Below are 18,013 nucleotides of genomic sequence, written 5' to 3'. Positions count from 1 at the left end.
CACCTCCTTAAGTCCGTGATGTGGTAATAGGGCGATGCCCTCCCACTCAATGTTCTTTATATATAAAATAAAGAAATAGTTGTTTTAGTCTCTAGTTTTGAGACATACTGACTTATGAAATATTAACATTAAACTTCATGAATTGCAAGGTCTTACAGATTATATTTTTTCAATTTGTGTAAAGTCTAGCTCTACTGGCGTTTGTCTTCCGAACATATCCACATGAACCTTAACTTTACGTTTATCTGTATCGATTTCTTCAATGGTACCTTCGAAGTTTGCAAACGGACCTTCTTGAACCAATACTGTTTCTTTGAGTTCAAAGTCAAAGTCAGCATGCTTCTCGTCCATGCCCATTTGTTTTAAGATCATTTCTACTTCTTCTGGTAGAAGAGCAGTTGGCTTTGATCCAGAACCTGCTGAACCTACAAAGCCCGTAACGCCAGGTGTATTACGAACTACATACCATGAATCATCCGTCATGATGATTTCAACTAACACGTACCCTGGAAATACTTTTTTCTTTGTAATCTTTTCTTTGTTGTTCTTAATTTCTCTTTCTTCTTCTTCAGGAACAACAACGCGGAAAATTTTATCTTGCATACCCATTGTTTCTACGCGCTTTTCTAAATTTGTTTTTACTTTATTTTCATATCCAGAATAAGTATGGACTACATACCAATTTTTCTCCATTTCTGAGGACTATACGTCCTTCCCTCCCAGCTCACTATAAAATAAGATGTCCTAATCTATTGCACAGACAACGCACTAGGAAAATAGTTGACTCCTAGCACAATCATTCTTAAAGCAAATTAAAAAACCCGTCTCCGGGCTTTTCTGAAAAAAACATAATTTAGCTTTATTATACCATGATTTAAGTCAATTTATTCAAGGGATTAAACGAATAAGTGACGAAATTCCGTAATCAACTACTACAAAAAAGAGTGTCATAAATACAACTGTAGAAATAACAGTAATTGTATAACGAGTTAGCTCATTTTTTTTAGGCCAACTTACCTTCTTCATCTCACGCCCAACATCACGCAAGAAATTTCCTACACGGTTCATGTTTGTAACCTCCAATAAATTAAAAGGGGTATTAGTCTGTGCAGATTATTGATCTACTTTGTTTCACGATGAATCGTATGTGCGTTACACGTTTTGCAAAACTTCTTCATTTCTAAACGCTCTTCGTTTTGCTGTGTGTTTTTCATAGTCGTATAGTTACGACTAGCGCATTGCACACACGCAAGTACAACTTTTTTACGCATAATGTCAACCACCTATGAGTGATAATGTCTATAAAAAAGTATCACAGACTTTCTTAGCATGTCAATATGAGGATAGAAGGCTACATTGTGATTTCACGAATCTCGAGGTAGCGCTCTAATTTCCTCTTCACACGCTGAAGTGCATTATCGATGGATTTGACGTGGCGGTTTAACTCTTCTGAAATCTCTTGATAAGATTGACCATCTAAATAAAGAACGAGAACTTTTCGCTCAAGATCACTTAACAGTTCAGCCATCTTTAATTCAATATCATCAAACTTCTCTCGATTAATGAGCAACTCTTCTGGATTTGCTACTTTTGTCCCCGAAATAACATCCATTAAGGTTCGGTCGGACTCTTCATCATATATTGGCTTGTCCAATGATACATAAGAGTTTAATGGAATATGTTTTTGCCTTGTTGCGGTTTTAATAGCGGTAATAATTTGCCTGGTAATGCAAAGTTCAGCAAAAGCTTTAAACGAAGTTAGCTTATCTTCTCTAAAATCTCTAATTGCCTTATATAACCCTATCATACCTTCTTGTACAATATCTTCACGGTCTGCCCCAATTAAAAAATATGACCGCGCCTTTGCTCGCACAAAGTTTTTGTATTTATGAATCAAATACTCTAATGCGTCAATATCGCCTTTATGCACAAGATCGACAACTGTTTCATCCTCTTGTTGTTCGAAATGAGCATGCAGTTTTCTCCCATAATTATCGCCCATATCGATCCCCCCGACCGCACAGTAGATAGAAATATTATACAGTAGCTAATTCCGTACCGTCAATAACCTCACCGCTGTCCCCGACGCCATTTTTCGAAAATTTCGGCTACTTGATTGGAAAGTTGAATGCGTGCCGCTGGCTTTTGATTTTGAATAGACTTCACATCAAGATTAATATGTTTCTCAATTTGCTCAATTTCGTTGTACAATTCTCGAGCAGAAATTCTAAGCGCACCTTGTCCAAAGATTGCCCACTGCTCCGTAAAATCAGATGTAGCAACATGAATCTGTGTCTTTACATTGTTTAGCTCTTGAGCCAGCTTTTCAATGTACTCATCCGCTGTTTCATTTTCTCTTGTAAATACAACGTCAACCTTATGATTTTTTGCCTTCTTTTCAATTCCTTCGACCATATGAGCATCGAAGACAATAATGACACGATAACCCATATATGCTTGATACTCTGCCATCTTTTCGATTAACAGGTCTCGAGCACCGGCGAAATCATTATCTCTAAGCTTTCTTAGGTCGGGCCACGCACCTATCATGTTATAACCATCCACCAGTAGAATATCCATTCTTATTCACCTAGAGGATGGCGTTTTCGGTAAACCTCATACATGAGAAGACTAGCTGCTACAGATGCATTTAACGATGTAACATGCCCAACCATTGGAAGCTGTACAAGGAAGTCGCATTTTTCACGAATCAAACGACTCATGCCTTTTCCTTCGCTTCCAATCACTAACGTAAGCGGCATACCTCCATCTAGGTTGCGGTAATCATCGCTTTCTTTCGCATCTGTTCCAACAATCCATACGCCTCGATCTTTTAATTCATCAATCGTCCTTGATAGGTTTGTTACCCTTGCTACGGGAACATGTTCAATCGCTCCTGTAGAGGCCTTAGCTACAGTGGCCGTTAATCCAACTGAACGGCGCTTTGGAATAATAATACCGTGTGCGCCAACGGCATCGGCTGTTCGCATAATAGAACCTAAATTATGGGGATCTTCAAGCTCATCTAATAGAAGAAAAAACGGACTTTCATTACGTTTTTCCGCTAAGTTAAATAAATCATCTAACTCTGCATACTGATAAGCAGCAACTTGTGCAGCTACTCCTTGATGAATACCGCCTACCATTTGCTCAATTTTCTTTTTCGGTACAAACTGCACCAATACACCATTACGTTTTGCTAACTGCGTGATTTGCCCCATAGAACCGCCTTGCGATCCTTCGGCAATCCATAGTTTGTTAATGTCGCGCCCAGACTTTAGGGCTTCTAGGACCGGATTACGTCCAATGATAAATTCATGTTCCATGATTCATTCCTCCCTCTCCTTCATCGACGAAAGAGATAGCTTTAGTAATAAGTTCCATCATTCTTTCTTCTTCACCTAAGAGATACAAATAGCCTACGACCGCTTCAAATGCCGTACTGTAGCGATACGTTTGCACATCTGTGTTTTTAGGGACTGTACCGGACTTTGCATTGCGTCCTCGGCGCAGCACACCTTCTTCTTCTTCAGTAAAAAAGTTTTCATTTTTAAAATAATATACGATTTGCGCTTGTGCTTTTGCTGATACGTATTTTTTAGCTTTATTATGAAGCTGGTTAGGGCGCACTGTCCCTAACACCAGCAGGTGGCGGCGAACATGTAAATCAAACACCGCATCACCCATATAAGCAAGAGCTAAGCTATTTAGCTGTTTTACATCTAATTTACTGCTGCTCATAACACTATTATCCTCTTTTCCATCTTGTTCCTTGTGCCGTATCTTCTAAAATAATATTTTTAGCCTTTAATTCATCTCGAATTTGATCTGCTAATTGGAAATTACGATCTTTACGAGCCTGAATACGATCTTGGATCAATTGATCAATTTCTTCATCTAGAAGTTCAGCTTCTCCAAACGTAATGCCTATTGCAGCACCTAATTCTTTAAACTCTTTAATAAAGGCTTCAATTACATCCGTAGACGTTGTTTGTTCTAACAAATACAAGTTAGCTTGCTTTGCTAGCTCGAACAGAACAGAAATGGCATTTGCCGTATTAAAATCATCATCCATCTCTTCAACAAACGTTTCGCGAAGCTCTTTTAGCTTTTCGAACCATTCTGAAGCATCTTCTTGAAGATTTGTTGCTGCCTCTAGACGGTGAGTTAAGTTGCCGTAAGCTGTTTGCAGACGCTCAAACCCTTTGCGCGTATTCTCTAAAATTTCTTCGTTATAGTTAATTGGGTGACGATAGTGAACAGATAAAATAAAGAATCGAAGTAGGGAAGGATCATGCTTTTTAATAATGTCATGAACTAACACGAAGTTCCCTAGTGATTTAGACATCTTTTCATTATCAATATTGATATATCCGTTATGAAGCCAGTATTTCGCAAACGATTTCCCAGTGAGCGCTTCTGATTGAGCAATTTCATTTTCGTGATGAGGGAAAGCTAAATCCTGACCGCCTGCGTGGATATCAATTGTATCACCTAAATACTTGCGTGCCATCGCAGAGCACTCGATATGCCAGCCTGGTCTTCCTTGACCCCAAGGGCTATCCCATGCGATCTCTCCATCTTTGGTTGCTTTCCAAAGAGTAAAGTCTAATGGATCTTCTTTCTTTTCTCCAACTTCGATACGAGCACCGGATTGCAATTCATCAATAGACTGATGTGATAATTTTCCGTATCCTTCAAACTTACGTGTACGATAGTATACATCACCCTCTGACTCATATGAATATCCTTTTTTTACCAGTTCATCAATGAACTCAATAATGATATCCATATTTTCAGTTACGCGTGGATGCACATCGGCATGCTTGCATCCAAGAGCTGACGTATCTTCAAAGTAGGCATCGATAAAGCGGTTTGCGATCGTGGGAACATCTTCTCCTAACTCTTTTGCTGCCTTAATTAATTTATCATCCACATCTGTGAAGTTTGAGACATACTCTACATCGTACCCTCTAAATTCTAAATAGCGGCGCACCGTATCAAATACGATTGCAGGACGCGCATTTCCAATATGAATATAGTTATACACGGTCGGTCCGCACACGTACATTTTGACTTTGTTTTCTTCTAGCGGTACAAACGTCTCTTTTTGACGTGTTAACGTGTTATATAGCTTAATTGCCATGGTGAATCTTCCCTTCTTTTAATTCCTTTAATTGATTTTGCAGGTGTAAAATTTCTTTCTCTAGCTGTTTGAAACGCTCTGCATCTGGATCTGGCAAATCTTGATGATTCAAATCTTTTAGAATCCGGACGCCATTTTGAATGACGACTCGGCCAGGGATACCAACAACCGTTGAGTTTTCTGGGACGTCATTTAACACAACTGAGCCTGCTCCAATTTTGGAGTGCGCATGAATCGTAATCGACCCTAGTACTTTAGCACCTGTTGCAATTAAGACATTGTCTTCGATCGTCGGGTGACGCTTTCCTTTTTCTTTCCCTGTTCCTCCGAGTGTTACTCCTTGATATACTGTTACATTATCTCCAATTTCGCACGTTTCCCCAATAACAATTCCCATTCCGTGGTCAATAAAAAATCGGCGACCAATTTTCGCACCCGGATGAATTTCAATCCCTGTGAAGAATCGGCTAATTTGTGAGATTACACGTGCCAGAAAAAACCACTTTCTTTTAAAAAGCCCGTGAGCTAATCTATGTGCCCAAATAGCATGCAACCCCGAATAGGTTAATATCACTTCAATATAACTTCTTGCTGCAGGATCTTGTTCAAATATGGCCTCAATGTCTTCCTTTAACAACTTTAGCATCATCTCACCCCAATTCCGCTATTCCTCTATCTACTCATTGATTGTATAAAAAAACGCCCCTATGTCAAATGACACAGAGACGTATATACGCGGTTCCACTCTGTTTGGATCAACAAACGATCCCAACTCTTCTCTCATAACGTGAAAGTACCCGCTTTTGCCTACTTACTTAGTAGCATTCAACAAAAGACTCAAAGGCGCACTTCAACAAGTTTTGTCATAGGTTACTTTCAGCCGGTGATAACCCTCTCTGATATGCAATGAACTTGCCTACTCTTCCTTCTCAACGATATCCATATTTGATTATTTTATCATATGGGCAAAATAGAAATTTGTTAACTATAAATGCTTTCTAAACGAGCTAAAACTGTTTCTTTCCCTAAAAGAGAAATAGCTTTTGGAAGCTCCGGACCGTGTGTTTCGCCTGTTGTTGCTACACGAATTGGCATAAATAGTTTTTTACCTTTTTGACCTGTTGCTTTTTGTACAGCCTTTGTTGCTGCCTTAATTTCATCAGCGCTGAATTCTTCTAAGGAAGAAATCTCTTCAGCAAATGCTTTTAACACTTCCGGTACTTGCTCTTCAGCAAGCACTGCTTTTGCTTCTTCACTGTAATCAATTTCTTTCTTAAAGAACATTTCAGTAAGTTCAACAATCTCAGCGCCAAAGCTCATTTGTTCTTGGTATAGAGCGACTAAGTCACGTACCCATTGTTCTGTTTCTGCATTGCGCGTTTCTTCAACTTTTCCAGCTTTCACTAAGTGAGGAACTGATAAAGCTACTACCTCGTCTAAATCCAATTGTTTCATGTATTGGTTGTTCATCCAACGTAATTTGCTTGTATCAAATAGTGCTGGAGATTTTGATAAACGAGCTGGGTCAAAAATTTCAATGAACTGTTCTTTAGAGAAGATTTCTTCTTCTCCCACAGGTGACCAGCCCAGCATTGTAATAAAATTAAACAGTGCTTCCGGCAAGTAGCCTAATTCTTTATATTGCTCAATAAACTGAATGATTGACTCATCACGTTTACTTAGCTTACGGCGATTTTCATTTACGATTAATGTCATATGACCAAATACAGGAGGCGTCCAGCCTAAAGCTTCATACACAAGAATTTGCTTCGGTGTATTAGAAATATGGTCATCTCCGCGTAAAACATGTGTCATCTTCATTAGATAATCATCAATGGCTACAGCGTAATTATATGTTGGTGTACCGTCTTTTTTCACAATAACGAAGTCACCAATGCCTTCAGACTCAAATGATACTTCATCTTTGACAATATCATTCCATTTAATTTCTGTGTTACTAGGAACACGGAAGCGAATGCTTGGCTCACGGCCTTCTGCTTCTAGTTCAGCACGCTGTTCAGCTGTTAAGTTACGGCACTTACCTGAATAGCGCGGCATTTGACTGTTCGCCTGCTGTTCTTCACGCTCTTTTTCAAGCTCTTCTGACGTACAGTAACAGTGATAAGCTAATCCTTTTTCAAGAAGTTCTTCCGTATATTTTTGATAGATTTCCGTACGTTCAGACTGGCGGTAAGGACCGTACTCGCCGCCTACGTCGATACTCTCATCCCATTCAATACCTAACCATTTTAAATAGCGCAGCTGACTTTCTTCTCCGCCTTCGATATTACGCTTTTGATCTGTATCTTCAATACGGATAATAAATTTACCGTTTTGATTTCGTGCAAATAAATAATTAAATAGTGCTGTTCTTGCATTCCCTATATGAAGATGTCCAGTTGGACTCGGGGCATAACGAACTCTTACTTCGCTTGACATAACTAAGATGACCTCCAATTTAATATTACTTATAGTATGTATTTATATGTTTTAGACATGTTCTAATTTTATCACCAAATAGGTATCTGTCAAAGTCAACTGTTTTTATTTTTGATAAACTAAAACGGCTGCTTGGGCGGCAATTCCTTCTTCACGTCCCGTAAAACCTAACTTTTCTGTTGTTGTTGCCTTGACGTTAATTTGAGAAATGCTTGCTTCTAACAGCTGCGCAATGCGCTCTCTCATTGGTTCAATGTAAGGAGCCATTTTAGGTTTTTGCGCGATAATTGTGCAATCTACATTGCTTAATTCATAGCCTTCATCTTTTAGTAGTTTCCATACGTGTTGAAGAAGCTTTGCTGAATCAGCATCTTTAAATTCAGGGTCTGTATCCGGAAAATGCTTTCCGATATCTCCTTTAGCCGCCGCTCCTAATAAGGCATCTGCGATTGTATGCAACAGCACATCTGCATCTGAATGGCCTAATAATCCTTTTTCATACGGAATTTCTAAACCGCCGATGATTAAAGGTCTTCCTTCTGCAAATTCATGTACGTCGAAACCTTGTCCTACTCGAATGTTCATTTTTCCACTCCTTCAGTCCTGTTTAGCTTTGTTAATATAGCTTCTGCATATAACAAATCTTCTGGTGTTGTTAGTTTTATATTATCGTAATTTCCCTCTACAATCGATACTTTTTGCCCCGCTTTTTCTACTAAACTTGCATCATCGGTGCCTAAGTATTCATTTGTTTTTGCTTTTTCGTGTGCATCCATTACTACATCAAAAAGAAAAGCCTGCGGCGTTTGAATAGCCCACAAGCTAGAGCGCTCAACTGTTTCAATGACAGTACCCTGTTCCACACGCTTAATTGTGTCTTTTACTGGAACAGCCAGCACAGCAGCCTTATCACTAGCAGCTTTTTCTACTAACTCATGGATTGTGTTTTGTTGAACAAATGGACGAGCGCCATCATGAATTAATACCATCTGAGCCTGCTTTAAACTTTTAAGGCCGTTATAAACGCTATGTTGACGTTCATCGCCTCCAACTGTCAATGATTGAACCTTTTGAGTTGGATATTCGATTAATAACTCTTCAAAAATCTCCACTTCTTTTTTATTTACGACTAGTACAATTCCACTGCACCAAGGATCTTGCTCGAATTTTTGCAGCGTATGAATGATCAGCGGAACGTTTTGAATGGTTAAAAATTGTTTGTTCCGCCCCGCTTTCATTCGCTTCCCCTGACCTGCAGCTAACACGATAATTTCATACTTCATAGGTATACTCCCTTTACCTGTTACGTCACAGTGCTTTTTCTAATAACTTGGGTTTCGCAAAAATCATACGGCCTGCTGAGGTTTGGAGTACGCTCGTCACCAGTACATCAATTTGCTTTCCAATATAATTTCTTCCTTCTTCTACCACGATCATTGTACCGTCATCAAGATAGGCAATACCTTGATTATGCTCTTTACCGTCTTTTATAACTAACACGTTCATTTCTTCTCCTGGAAGCACAATTGGCTTAACAGCATTTGCTAAGTCATTGATATTTAAAACGCCAACATTTTGAAGTTCACATACTTTATTTAAATTAAAATCGTTTGTCACGACCAAACCCGAAGTCAGCTTTGCCAATTTAACCAGCTTGCTGTCTACTTCTTGAATGTCTTCGAAATCGCCTTCATAAATTTCTACCTTCATTGCCAGTTCTTTTTGAATCCGGTTGAGAATATCTAGACCTCGTCTACCTCTGTTTCGTTTTAGAACATCCGACGAATCAGCAATATGCTGAAGTTCCTCAAGCACAAAGCGCGGAATAACAATCGTTCCGTCTAAAAATCCTGTTTGACAAATATCTGCGATACGGCCGTCAATAATAACGCTTGTATCTAAAATCTTAAGAGACTTTAATGATTCTTCGTTATCTGTTTCTTCTTCTTGTCCTTTTTTCTTCCCAATTCGAGCCGGCATCGAAAACACGCTTACAAGTTCATCACGTTTTTTAAACCCGACTTGAAACCCTAAGTAACCTAAAAGAATACTTAGAAAGATTGGTAAAATGGTACTTACTACTTGAAGTTGAATTCTGCCTAAAAAAGCTCCGACCAAGTAGGCCACAATAAGCCCTAAAATCAATCCTAAGCTCCCAAAAAGCACATCCGTTACAGGCGCCTTCAGTAACGCCTCTTCCACTCGGCGAATTAATTCAACTATATAATCAACAATCCAAAACGTGACAAGGAAAAACAAAATGGCTCCCAGTATTGCATCGACGTAAGGCTTTTCTAGAAATGCTACATCTTGCAGATTTAATAATTGAATAAGTTCAGGTATAAAAAAGACGCCCAATGTACCACCTGTAATAATAAAAAATAACTGTACAAAACGTTTTAACACGCCTTCACCTCCCTTTATCATTATAAACAGTTTACAATGATTGAAACCTGTTATTTAACCAAAAAACAGAATTTGTAAACAAACTGTCACTTTTTTTGTATTTTCACAATATCTTAATGAATCAAACATTTAATGTCAATTAATATCCTATAGCTGACGGTTTGTAAGATGTTGCTCTTTTAGTCTTTTTAGGCCTTCTCTGATTTTCCTTGCTCGAATTTCACCGATGCCTTCTACCTCATCCAATTCTTCTACCGACGCATCTGCTATCGTTTTTAAATCCCCTAATTCATCAATGAGATTTTCAATAATAATCGATGGAAGTCTTGGAATTTTATGAAGCATTCGATACCCTCTAGGAATAACGCTGTCTTCAAAGCTTGTATACATGGGATATCCCATTAAGCGAAGGAGCGTTTGGTCATCGAGAAGAACATTATTTGACGGCTGCTGCATGCGTTCAATTACTCGGTAAGGGTCAAAGCTGAGGTCATACATATAATCTTTGATTAATAAAGTTGCTTCTTCCTCTAAGTGGGAAAGTAGTTCATTCATTTGGAGACGGATTAGTCTTCCTTCTGTTCCTAACTCGCTAATATAGCTCAAAATTTCATTTTTAATACGCAGAACCATTTCTGTACGATGAAGCGACTGCAGCACGTCTGTATGAGTTACTTGCTCTTCAAACTCTAATGCACTGAGACTTGTAATCGATTCGTCTAATACCGCCTTGTACTTTTCAAGTGTTCCAAGCGCTTGATTCGCTTTTGCTAAAATAACGCTAATGTCTTTCAATACATACTGCAGAGACCCTTTGTAAAGCGTAATCACATTTCTTCTTTGTGAAATGGCTATCACCAATACACCTGACTGCTTAGCTACGCGCTCTGCTGTACGGTGTCGCATTCCTGTCTGTGAAGAAGGAGTAGAGGGGTCTGGCATGAGCTGAGCATTAGCAAATAATATCTTGCTTCCGCTGTCGTTTAAAATAAGCGCTCCATCCATTTTGGCTAACTCGTATAAATGCGCAGGTGTAAATGCACAATTAATCGAAAATCCTCCATCTACCATCTTTTTGACTTGTTCATTGTAGCCCATAACAATTAAGCCACCCGTCTTTGCCCGCAAGACGTTATCGATACCGTCACGAATAGGGGTTCCTGGTGCTACAAACTGCAGAATTTCTGATATTTGTTTTTGACTAACTGTTGTTTTTTCTCCTTCCACTGCTTATCCTCCTAATGTATATTGCAGAGCCTCCGCTACTGTTGATACCCCAATCACATCAATACCATCTGGGACTTTCCATCCTCCTAAATTTTTCTCCGGGATAATAATTCGTTGGAACCCTAATTTTACCGCTTCTTGAACGCGCTGTTCAATTCTAGATACTCGGCGTACTTCACCTGTTAATCCTACTTCTCCTACAATAACATCTGTAGCGCTAGAAGCAGCATCTCTGAAGCTTGAAGCAATGCTAACGGCTACAGCTAAATCGATTGCTGGTTCATCTAATTTCACTCCACCTGCTACTTTTAAATAAGCATCTTGATTCTGCAGCAGCATTCCTACACGCTTTTCTAAGACAGCCATGATAAGCGAAACGCGATTATGATCTACTCCCGTCGCCATTCTTCTAGGGTTTCCAAAGCTCGTTGGACTGATTAGCGCCTGCAGCTCTACTAATACAGGCCTTGTCCCTTCCATTGAAGCGACAACAACCGACCCTGCTGCTCCCTGAGATCGTTCTTCTAGAAAGATTTCAGATGGATTCAATACTTCTTCTAGCCCACTTTCTTTCATTTCAAAAATGCCCATTTCATTTGTGGATCCAAATCGGTTCTTAACCGCTCTTAATATACGATACGTATGATGGCGCTCTCCTTCAAAATAAAGAACCGTATCCACCATATGTTCAAGAAGTCTTGGACCTGCAATGGCCCCTTCTTTCGTTACATGACCCACAATAAAGATGGCAATTCCATTTGTTTTAGCAACACGCATTAGTTCAGCCGTACACTCTCGCACCTGTGAGACGCTTCCTGGCGCTGATGTCACATCAGCATGGTAAATGGTTTGAATTGAATCAATCACCACAAAATCAGGCTGCATGCTTGAGATGGCCTCTAGTATTAATTCTAAGTTTGTTTCTGCGTGAACATAAAGCTCTTCAGCTTTTACACCTAGCCTGTCCGCTCTTAACTTCGTTTGTTTGGTTGATTCCTCTCCCGAAATATATAGTACTTTATTTTGTTTCATTGCTAACTGCGCGGAGGTTTGTAAAAGTAAAGTAGACTTTCCGATACCCGGATCTCCCCCTATTAAAACGAGTGACCCTCTGACAATACCTCCTCCTAATACACGATTTAACTCTGCAGAAGGTGTAAAAATTCGTGGTTCTGTTGTAGATTCAATCGCTGTAATTGACTGAGGTTTTTGAACTTTAGAAGCAGTAGCTCCGGAAAAAGCTCCTCGGCGTGATGATTTCGTTTCTTCCATTTCTTCTACCATAGAATTCCAGCTTCCACATCCGGGACATTTCCCCATCCATTTTGCTGATTCATATCCGCAATGCTGACATGCAAATTTTGTTTTTCGTTTCGCCATTATGTTATCAATCTCTCCGTTCATTCAATCGATTTCTATCTCTATTGTACACTATTTCCTAAGCTAAAATAAAAAGGGAGGCATACGTGTTTTTTCGTATGCCTCGTCTTGGTTTGAGTAAATTTAGCTGATGCTGCTTGGAGCGGAGGATTTAACAACAAATTCTCCTTTATCTACATCTAGCGTCACTTTCTGACCTTTTTGAACAACCCCTTTTAGCAGCTCTTCAGATAAACGGTCTTCAATATGTTTTTGAATTGCTCTACGAAGTGGACGAGCACCGTATTCTGGATCAAAACCTTCCTCTGCAATCTTATCAATTGCCTCTTTTGTTAATTCAAGATCAATTTCTTGCTCTTTTAAGCGTTTTGTTAACTGATCCGCCATTAATTTAACAATTTCAGCTAAGTGAGGTTTCTCTAATGAATGGAAGACGATAATTTCATCGATACGGTTTAGGAACTCCGGACGGAACGCGCGCTTCATTTCCGCCATTACTTTTCCTTTCATATCTTTGTAGTCTTGCCCTTCTGCTTCTACTGTGAACCCTAAGTGCTTGCTTCGTTTTAATGTATCAGCACCTACGTTTGATGTCATAATTAAAATCGTATTACGGAAATCAACTGTACGGCCTTTTGAATCTGTTAAGCGTCCATCTTCTAACACTTGTAATAAAATGTTAAATACATCCGGATGCGCTTTTTCAATTTCGTCTAAAAGAACAACTGAGTAAGGTTTTCTTCTTACTTTTTCCGTTAACTGGCCGCCTTCTTCGTATCCAACATACCCTGGAGGTGAACCTACTAAGCGTGAAGTAGAATGTTTCTCCATGTACTCAGACATATCGATACGAATCATTGCATCTTCATCGCCGAAGATTGACTCCGCTAATGCACGTGCAAGCTCTGTTTTACCAACCCCTGTTGGTCCTAAGAAAATGAATGAACCAATTGGACGTTTTGGATCTTTCAAGCCTGCTCTAGCACGGCGCACAGCTTTTGCAACTGCTTTTACCGCTTCTTCTTGCCCAATTACACGAGAGTGAAGAATCTCTTCCATGTTCAGCAGTCTTTCTGTCTCTTCCTGTGCCAGTTTAGAGACCGGTACACCCGTCCAGCTAGATACCACCATCGCAATATCTTCTACGGTTACAGCTGAGTTTTCTTTACCTTGCTGCTCTTTCCAAATTTTCTTTGTGTCTTCTAATTCTTCGCGTAGGCGTTGCTCTGTATCGCGTAAAGATGCTGCTTTTTCAAATTCTTGACTTTGAACAGACGCATCTTTTTCATTGCGTACTGATTCTAATTTTTGCTCTAATTCCTTTAAATTTGGCGGCGTTGTAAACGAACGTAAACGCACTTTTGAACCAGCTTCATCAATTAAATCGATTGCTTTATCCGGTAAGAAACGATCTGAAATGTAGCGATCTGATAGTTTCACCGCTTGCTCGATTGCCTCATCAGAAATAGATACTCGGTGATGCGCTTCATAACGGTCACGAAGCCCTTTTAAGATTTGAATAGACTCTTCCAACGTTGGTTCATCCACTTGAATTGGCTGGAAGCGACGCTCTAACGCTGCATCTTTTTCAATGTATTTTCTGTATTCATCTAAAGTCGTAGCACCGATACACTGAAGTTCTCCACGAGCAAGAGACGGTTTTAAAATATTAGAAGCATCGATAGCACCTTCTGCGCCACCAGCGCCAATTAATGTGTGTAACTCATCGATAAAGAGAATGATATTACCTGCTTGACGAATTTCATCCATTACTTTCTTCAGGCGATCTTCAAATTCTCCGCGGTATTTTGTACCAGCAACAACCGTTCCCATATCCAAAGTCATAACGCGTTTGTCACGTAAAATTTCTGGAACTTCATTGTTGACGATTTGCTGAGCCAAACCTTCCGCGATTGCCGTTTTACCGACACCTGGCTCCCCAATTAATACAGGGTTGTTTTTTGTACGTCGGCTTAACACTTCAATAACACGCTGAATTTCTTTCCCACGTCCGATAACAGGGTCTAAGCTTCCTTCGCGCGCTACAACTGTTAAATCGCGTGCTAAGCTGTCTAGCGTAGGTGTATTGGCATTTGAAGAGCCTCCGCCTTGATGGCTTGAAGCAGCTTCATTGCTACCTAATAAATGAAGTACTTGCTGACGAGCTTTATTTAGGCTGACACCTAGATTATTTAAAACGCGTGCTGCAACGCCTTCACCTTCACGAATTAAGCCTAGTAAGATATGTTCTGTTCCTACATAAGAATGACCAAGCTTTCGGGCTTCATCCATTGAAAGTTCAATGACTTTTTTCGCTCGAGGTGTATAATGAATGGTCTGCGTTAATTCTTGGCCTCTGCCAATTAATGCTTCCACTTCTTTTTGAATTTTTTCAGTGCTTAGGCCTAGAGCAGAAAGAGCTTTTGCTGCAATTCCTTCACCTTCACGAACGATACCTAATAAAATATGCTCCGTTCCAATGTTGTTGTGACCTAGGCGTAGTGCTTCTTCCTGTGCTAAAGCTAATACTTTTTGTGCGCGCTCTGTAAATCTACCAAACATCATATAATCGTCACCCTCCACGTTTAATTTGTGTTTTTATTTATAGTGAGACGTTCTCGAATTAAGGTGGCTCTTTTAATGTCACGTTCTTGAGGCTTTAGGGGCCCTCCCGAATACTTTTGTAAAAAGCCTGGCTGCGTCATAATGATAAGTTCATTCAATATATTTTGACTCAGTCCTTTTATATACCCTAAATCGATTCCTAATCGAACATCTGATAAACATTGTGAAGCTTCTTTTGACTCAATAATACGGCTATTGGCCAATACTCCATATGAACGATACACTCGATCTTCTAACTCTACATGAGATGTTTTAAACAGCGCATCTCTTGCAGAGTGCTCTTGTGTAATTAACTGCTGTACGACACTATTTAAATCTGCCACAATATCTTCTTCAGATTTCCCTAAGGTTATCTGATTAGAGATTTGAAAGATATTCCCTAAAGCTTCGCTACCTTCTCCATAAATTCCTCTCACCACTAAGCCGAGCTGGTTAATAGCGGGAATAATACGATGAATTTGACGGGTCATCACTAAAGCCGGCAGATGCATCATAACAGATGCACGTAGCCCAGTACCCACATTTGTGGGACAGCTGGTTAAATACCCTCTATTTTCATCAAACGCATAATCTACGTATTTCTCAATCCAATTATCTACTTTATTCGCTGTGCTTAAAGCTTCAGATAATTGAAGGCCTGGAAATAAACATTGTATGCGTAAATGATCTTCTTCATTAACCATAATACTCAAATCTTCTTTTTCTGATAAAAAACAAGCTCCGTTGTTATCTCCTTCAGCCAAGTTAGGACTGATAAGATGCTTTTCAACCAACACTTGCTTTTGAAGAGGCTGTAATTCGTTCATCTTTAGTAAATGCAAATTCCACTGATTGGTGTTCTCACTTTTTTGAAAAACTTGCTCGAATACTCGAACCACTTCAACTGCTTGTTCTTTAGAAAAGAGAGTTGGAAAAAGATAATGATTTAAATTTCGAGCCAGCCTGATTCGACTGCTTAAAACAATATCTGAATTCGAAGCTTCTTGGCGCATCCAAGAGCTAACAGGCTGGGAAAAGAACAAATCCTGGGACATGAATTACGCTTCCTCCTCTCTCGATTCGTTCATCTTCTTTTCTAGTAATCGAATGTGATCTCGGAGTTCGGCTGCTTTCTCAAACTCCTCTTTTTCGATATACTCTTTTAAGTTCAATCTTAATGCCTGTAATTCCTTTTTTAAATGAAGATTACTTGCAATTCTTGCTGGTATTTTTCCATGATGCAGATAATTACCTCCATGCAGCCTCTTCAAGAAAGGAATAAGAGGTCGCTCAAATGTTTTGTAGCAATCTGCACATCCAAACCTGCCTATTTTAGCAAATTTTTGATATGTCATGCCACAAGTAGGACAAGAAAGAACCTCCTGACTTTGTTGCTTATAATTTTCAGTTACTGCTGGATCTAGGTTAAGTAGGCCAGCTAGTAAGTTATTGATTGAAAAACCTTGCTGATTTGAAAAAGAAAATGTATCTCCATTTTCTGAAGCGCATTGTTCACATACATGCATCTCCGTCTTTTCACCATTAATAATTTTTGTGAAGTGAAGAGTTGCAGGTCTCGTTTCACATTGCTGACAAATCATCCTGTCATCACTCCCTGTTCTAAATAAAATAGATCATGAGCTTATCGGTAGCGTAATGAATTAAGCATTGCTTTTAAAAGATTAGCCCTTAGCTCATCACGATAAGGAAGTTCAATATTAATAACTGAACGATTGATAACACTCAACATGATTTTTGCTTCTCGTTCTGTGATGACTTTTTCTTCAACTAACCTAATAATGACGTTTTCAGCACTTACTTGTGAAATTTCATTTTGAATCATCTCAATTACTTGCTGAAACAAATCCGCTGCATCATGCATTTTTACTTTTGCAATACGAATAAATCCGCCGCCGCCTCGCTTACTTTCTACAAGATAACCTCTCTCAACTGTAAAACGGGTATTGATAACGTAATTAATTTGCGACGGAACGCATTGAAATTTATCAGCAATCTCACTGCGCCTTATTTCAACAATTTCTCTTTCACTTAATTCAAGTACTTGTTTTAAATACTGTTCGATAATGTCAGAGATATTTGGCACGTTGCCCCCTCCTTCTGACTTTGACTATATTTGACCTTAATTTAAATATAAAAGGAAACGAAAAAATTTTCAACTATGTACTATTAAAGTTTATTCTTTACTTTTATCGTTGCCACTAAAATTTATTTCAAAACCTGCAAATCGTGAATTTTATTGTTCTTACTATACTTTTTCATAAAACAAATAAATTGTAAACAAAAAAGGACTAGCTAAAATAGCTAGTCCTTTTTCAGGTGCCTGGCAACGTCCTACTCTCACAGGGACAAAGTCCCAACTACCATTGGCGCTAAAGAGCTTAACTTCCGTGTTCGGTATGGGAACGGGTGTGACCTCTTCGCTATCGCCACCAGACAAGAGATTGCTCTCTCAAAACTAGGTAACAGTTTGCTGAGTAAAGCTTACGCTTTTAAAGTTTTGGTTAAGTCCTCGATCGATTAGTATCAGTCAGCTACACGTGTCGCCACGCTTCCACCTCTGACCTATCAACCTGATCATCTTTCAGGGATCTTACTAGCTTGCGCTATGGGAAATCTCATCTTGAGGGGGGCTTCATGCTTAGATGCTTTCAGCACTTATCCCGTCCACACATAGCTACCCAGCGATGCCTTTGGCAAGACAACTGGTACACCAGCGGTGTGTCCATCCCGGTCCTCTCGTACTAAGGACAGCTCCTCTCAAATTTCCTACGCCCACGACGGATAGGGACC

At 39.4% G+C, this 18,013-nt stretch carries 19 protein-coding genes, 2 rRNA genes and 1 other annotated feature; all 21 genes read right to left on the bottom strand.

Annotation, left to right across the window (positions count from 1 at the left end):
• Positions 1 to 159 precede the first annotated feature (159 nt).
• Positions 160 to 693: a transcription termination/antitermination protein NusG gene (nusG, locus tag ACN6NE_RS11525; protein ID WP_013054913.1), complete on the bottom strand. Its 534-nt coding sequence runs from the start codon at positions 691 to 693 to the stop codon at positions 160 to 162.
• 195 nt (positions 694 to 888) lie between these two features.
• Positions 889 to 1,068 carry a preprotein translocase subunit SecE gene (gene secE, locus ACN6NE_RS11520; protein ID WP_013054912.1) on the bottom strand — a complete coding sequence of 60 codons (180 nt, stop codon included), beginning with the start codon at positions 1,066 to 1,068 and terminating at the stop codon, positions 889 to 891.
• 53 nt (positions 1,069 to 1,121) lie between these two features.
• Complete coding sequence (gene rpmG / locus ACN6NE_RS11515) at positions 1,122 to 1,271, bottom strand: 50S ribosomal protein L33 (RefSeq protein WP_013081365.1); 150 nt, start codon at positions 1,269 to 1,271, stop codon at positions 1,122 to 1,124.
• Positions 1,272 to 1,351: 80 nt separating this feature from the next.
• A complete protein-coding gene (gene sigH, locus ACN6NE_RS11510; RefSeq protein ID WP_013054910.1) occupies positions 1,352 to 2,002 on the bottom strand; it encodes an RNA polymerase sporulation sigma factor SigH in 651 nt (216 codons plus the stop codon).
• Between the two features lie 68 nt (positions 2,003 to 2,070).
• On the bottom strand, positions 2,071 to 2,580 hold the full coding sequence (locus tag ACN6NE_RS11505; RefSeq protein ID WP_129705675.1) for an NYN domain-containing protein: 510 nt from the start codon (positions 2,578 to 2,580) through the stop codon (positions 2,071 to 2,073).
• Between the two features lie 2 nt (positions 2,581 to 2,582).
• Complete coding sequence (rlmB, locus tag ACN6NE_RS11500; RefSeq protein ID WP_474325331.1) at positions 2,583 to 3,326, bottom strand: 23S rRNA (guanosine(2251)-2'-O)-methyltransferase RlmB; 744 nt, start codon at positions 3,324 to 3,326, stop codon at positions 2,583 to 2,585.
• Positions 3,316 to 3,741 carry a Mini-ribonuclease 3 gene (locus ACN6NE_RS11495; RefSeq protein WP_013054907.1) on the bottom strand — a complete coding sequence of 142 codons (426 nt, stop codon included), beginning with the start codon at positions 3,739 to 3,741 and terminating at the stop codon, positions 3,316 to 3,318. Before ACN6NE_RS11495 ends, rlmB begins: the two co-directional genes overlap by 11 nt.
• A gap of 7 nt (positions 3,742 to 3,748) precedes the next feature.
• On the bottom strand, positions 3,749 to 5,146 hold the full coding sequence (gene cysS / locus ACN6NE_RS11490; RefSeq protein ID WP_258356793.1) for a cysteine--tRNA ligase: 1,398 nt from the start codon (positions 5,144 to 5,146) through the stop codon (positions 3,749 to 3,751).
• Positions 5,136 to 5,792, bottom strand: coding sequence for a serine O-acetyltransferase (gene cysE, locus ACN6NE_RS11485; RefSeq protein WP_129705689.1), 657 nt, complete (start codon positions 5,790 to 5,792; stop codon positions 5,136 to 5,138). Before cysE ends, cysS begins: the two co-directional genes overlap by 11 nt.
• Positions 5,793 to 5,864: 72 nt before the next feature.
• Positions 5,865 to 6,088 (bottom strand) — a binding site (T-box leader).
• A gap of 39 nt (positions 6,089 to 6,127) precedes the next feature.
• On the bottom strand, positions 6,128 to 7,585 hold the full coding sequence (gene gltX, locus ACN6NE_RS11480; RefSeq protein WP_057242652.1) for a glutamate--tRNA ligase: 1,458 nt from the start codon (positions 7,583 to 7,585) through the stop codon (positions 6,128 to 6,130).
• 105 nt (positions 7,586 to 7,690) lie between these two features.
• Positions 7,691 to 8,170: a 2-C-methyl-D-erythritol 2,4-cyclodiphosphate synthase gene (gene ispF / locus ACN6NE_RS11475; protein WP_013054903.1), complete on the bottom strand. Its 480-nt coding sequence runs from the start codon at positions 8,168 to 8,170 to the stop codon at positions 7,691 to 7,693.
• Positions 8,167 to 8,868, bottom strand: a complete 702-nt coding sequence (gene ispD, locus ACN6NE_RS11470; protein ID WP_474325330.1) for a 2-C-methyl-D-erythritol 4-phosphate cytidylyltransferase — start codon at positions 8,866 to 8,868, stop codon at positions 8,167 to 8,169. Before ispD ends, ispF begins: the two co-directional genes overlap by 4 nt.
• A 25-nt stretch (positions 8,869 to 8,893) precedes the next feature.
• Complete coding sequence (locus tag ACN6NE_RS11465; protein ID WP_013054901.1) at positions 8,894 to 9,991, bottom strand: PIN/TRAM domain-containing protein; 1,098 nt, start codon at positions 9,989 to 9,991, stop codon at positions 8,894 to 8,896.
• A 147-nt stretch (positions 9,992 to 10,138) separates the two neighbouring features.
• Positions 10,139 to 11,218, bottom strand: coding sequence for a DNA integrity scanning diadenylate cyclase DisA (disA, locus tag ACN6NE_RS11460; protein ID WP_013054900.1), 1,080 nt, complete (start codon positions 11,216 to 11,218; stop codon positions 10,139 to 10,141).
• Between the two features lie 3 nt (positions 11,219 to 11,221).
• Positions 11,222 to 12,598, bottom strand: a complete 1,377-nt coding sequence (radA, locus tag ACN6NE_RS11455) for a DNA repair protein RadA (RefSeq protein ID WP_013054899.1) — start codon at positions 12,596 to 12,598, stop codon at positions 11,222 to 11,224.
• 123 nt (positions 12,599 to 12,721) lie between these two features.
• Positions 12,722 to 15,163, bottom strand: coding sequence for an ATP-dependent protease ATP-binding subunit ClpC (clpC, locus tag ACN6NE_RS11450; protein WP_014462041.1), 2,442 nt, complete (start codon positions 15,161 to 15,163; stop codon positions 12,722 to 12,724).
• 20 nt (positions 15,164 to 15,183) lie between these two features.
• Positions 15,184 to 16,257 (bottom strand): protein arginine kinase, encoded by a 1,074-nt coding sequence (locus ACN6NE_RS11445; RefSeq protein ID WP_129705669.1) that lies wholly within the window; start codon positions 16,255 to 16,257, stop codon positions 15,184 to 15,186.
• Positions 16,258 to 16,260: 3 nt separating this feature from the next.
• Positions 16,261 to 16,803: a UvrB/UvrC motif-containing protein gene (locus ACN6NE_RS11440; protein WP_013054896.1), complete on the bottom strand. Its 543-nt coding sequence runs from the start codon at positions 16,801 to 16,803 to the stop codon at positions 16,261 to 16,263.
• A gap of 41 nt (positions 16,804 to 16,844) precedes the next feature.
• Positions 16,845 to 17,306 (bottom strand): CtsR family transcriptional regulator, encoded by a 462-nt coding sequence (locus tag ACN6NE_RS11435; protein WP_013054895.1) that lies wholly within the window; start codon positions 17,304 to 17,306, stop codon positions 16,845 to 16,847.
• 235 nt (positions 17,307 to 17,541) lie between these two features.
• Positions 17,542 to 17,657: ribosomal RNA gene (gene rrf / locus ACN6NE_RS11430) — 5S ribosomal RNA — on the bottom strand.
• A gap of 63 nt (positions 17,658 to 17,720) precedes the next feature.
• Positions 17,721 to 18,013: ribosomal RNA gene (locus ACN6NE_RS11425) — 23S ribosomal RNA — on the bottom strand; the annotation flags it as partial.

Source organism: Priestia sp. 53B2 (assembly GCF_056099005.1).
This window is presented reverse-complemented; position numbering and strand designations above follow the sequence as displayed.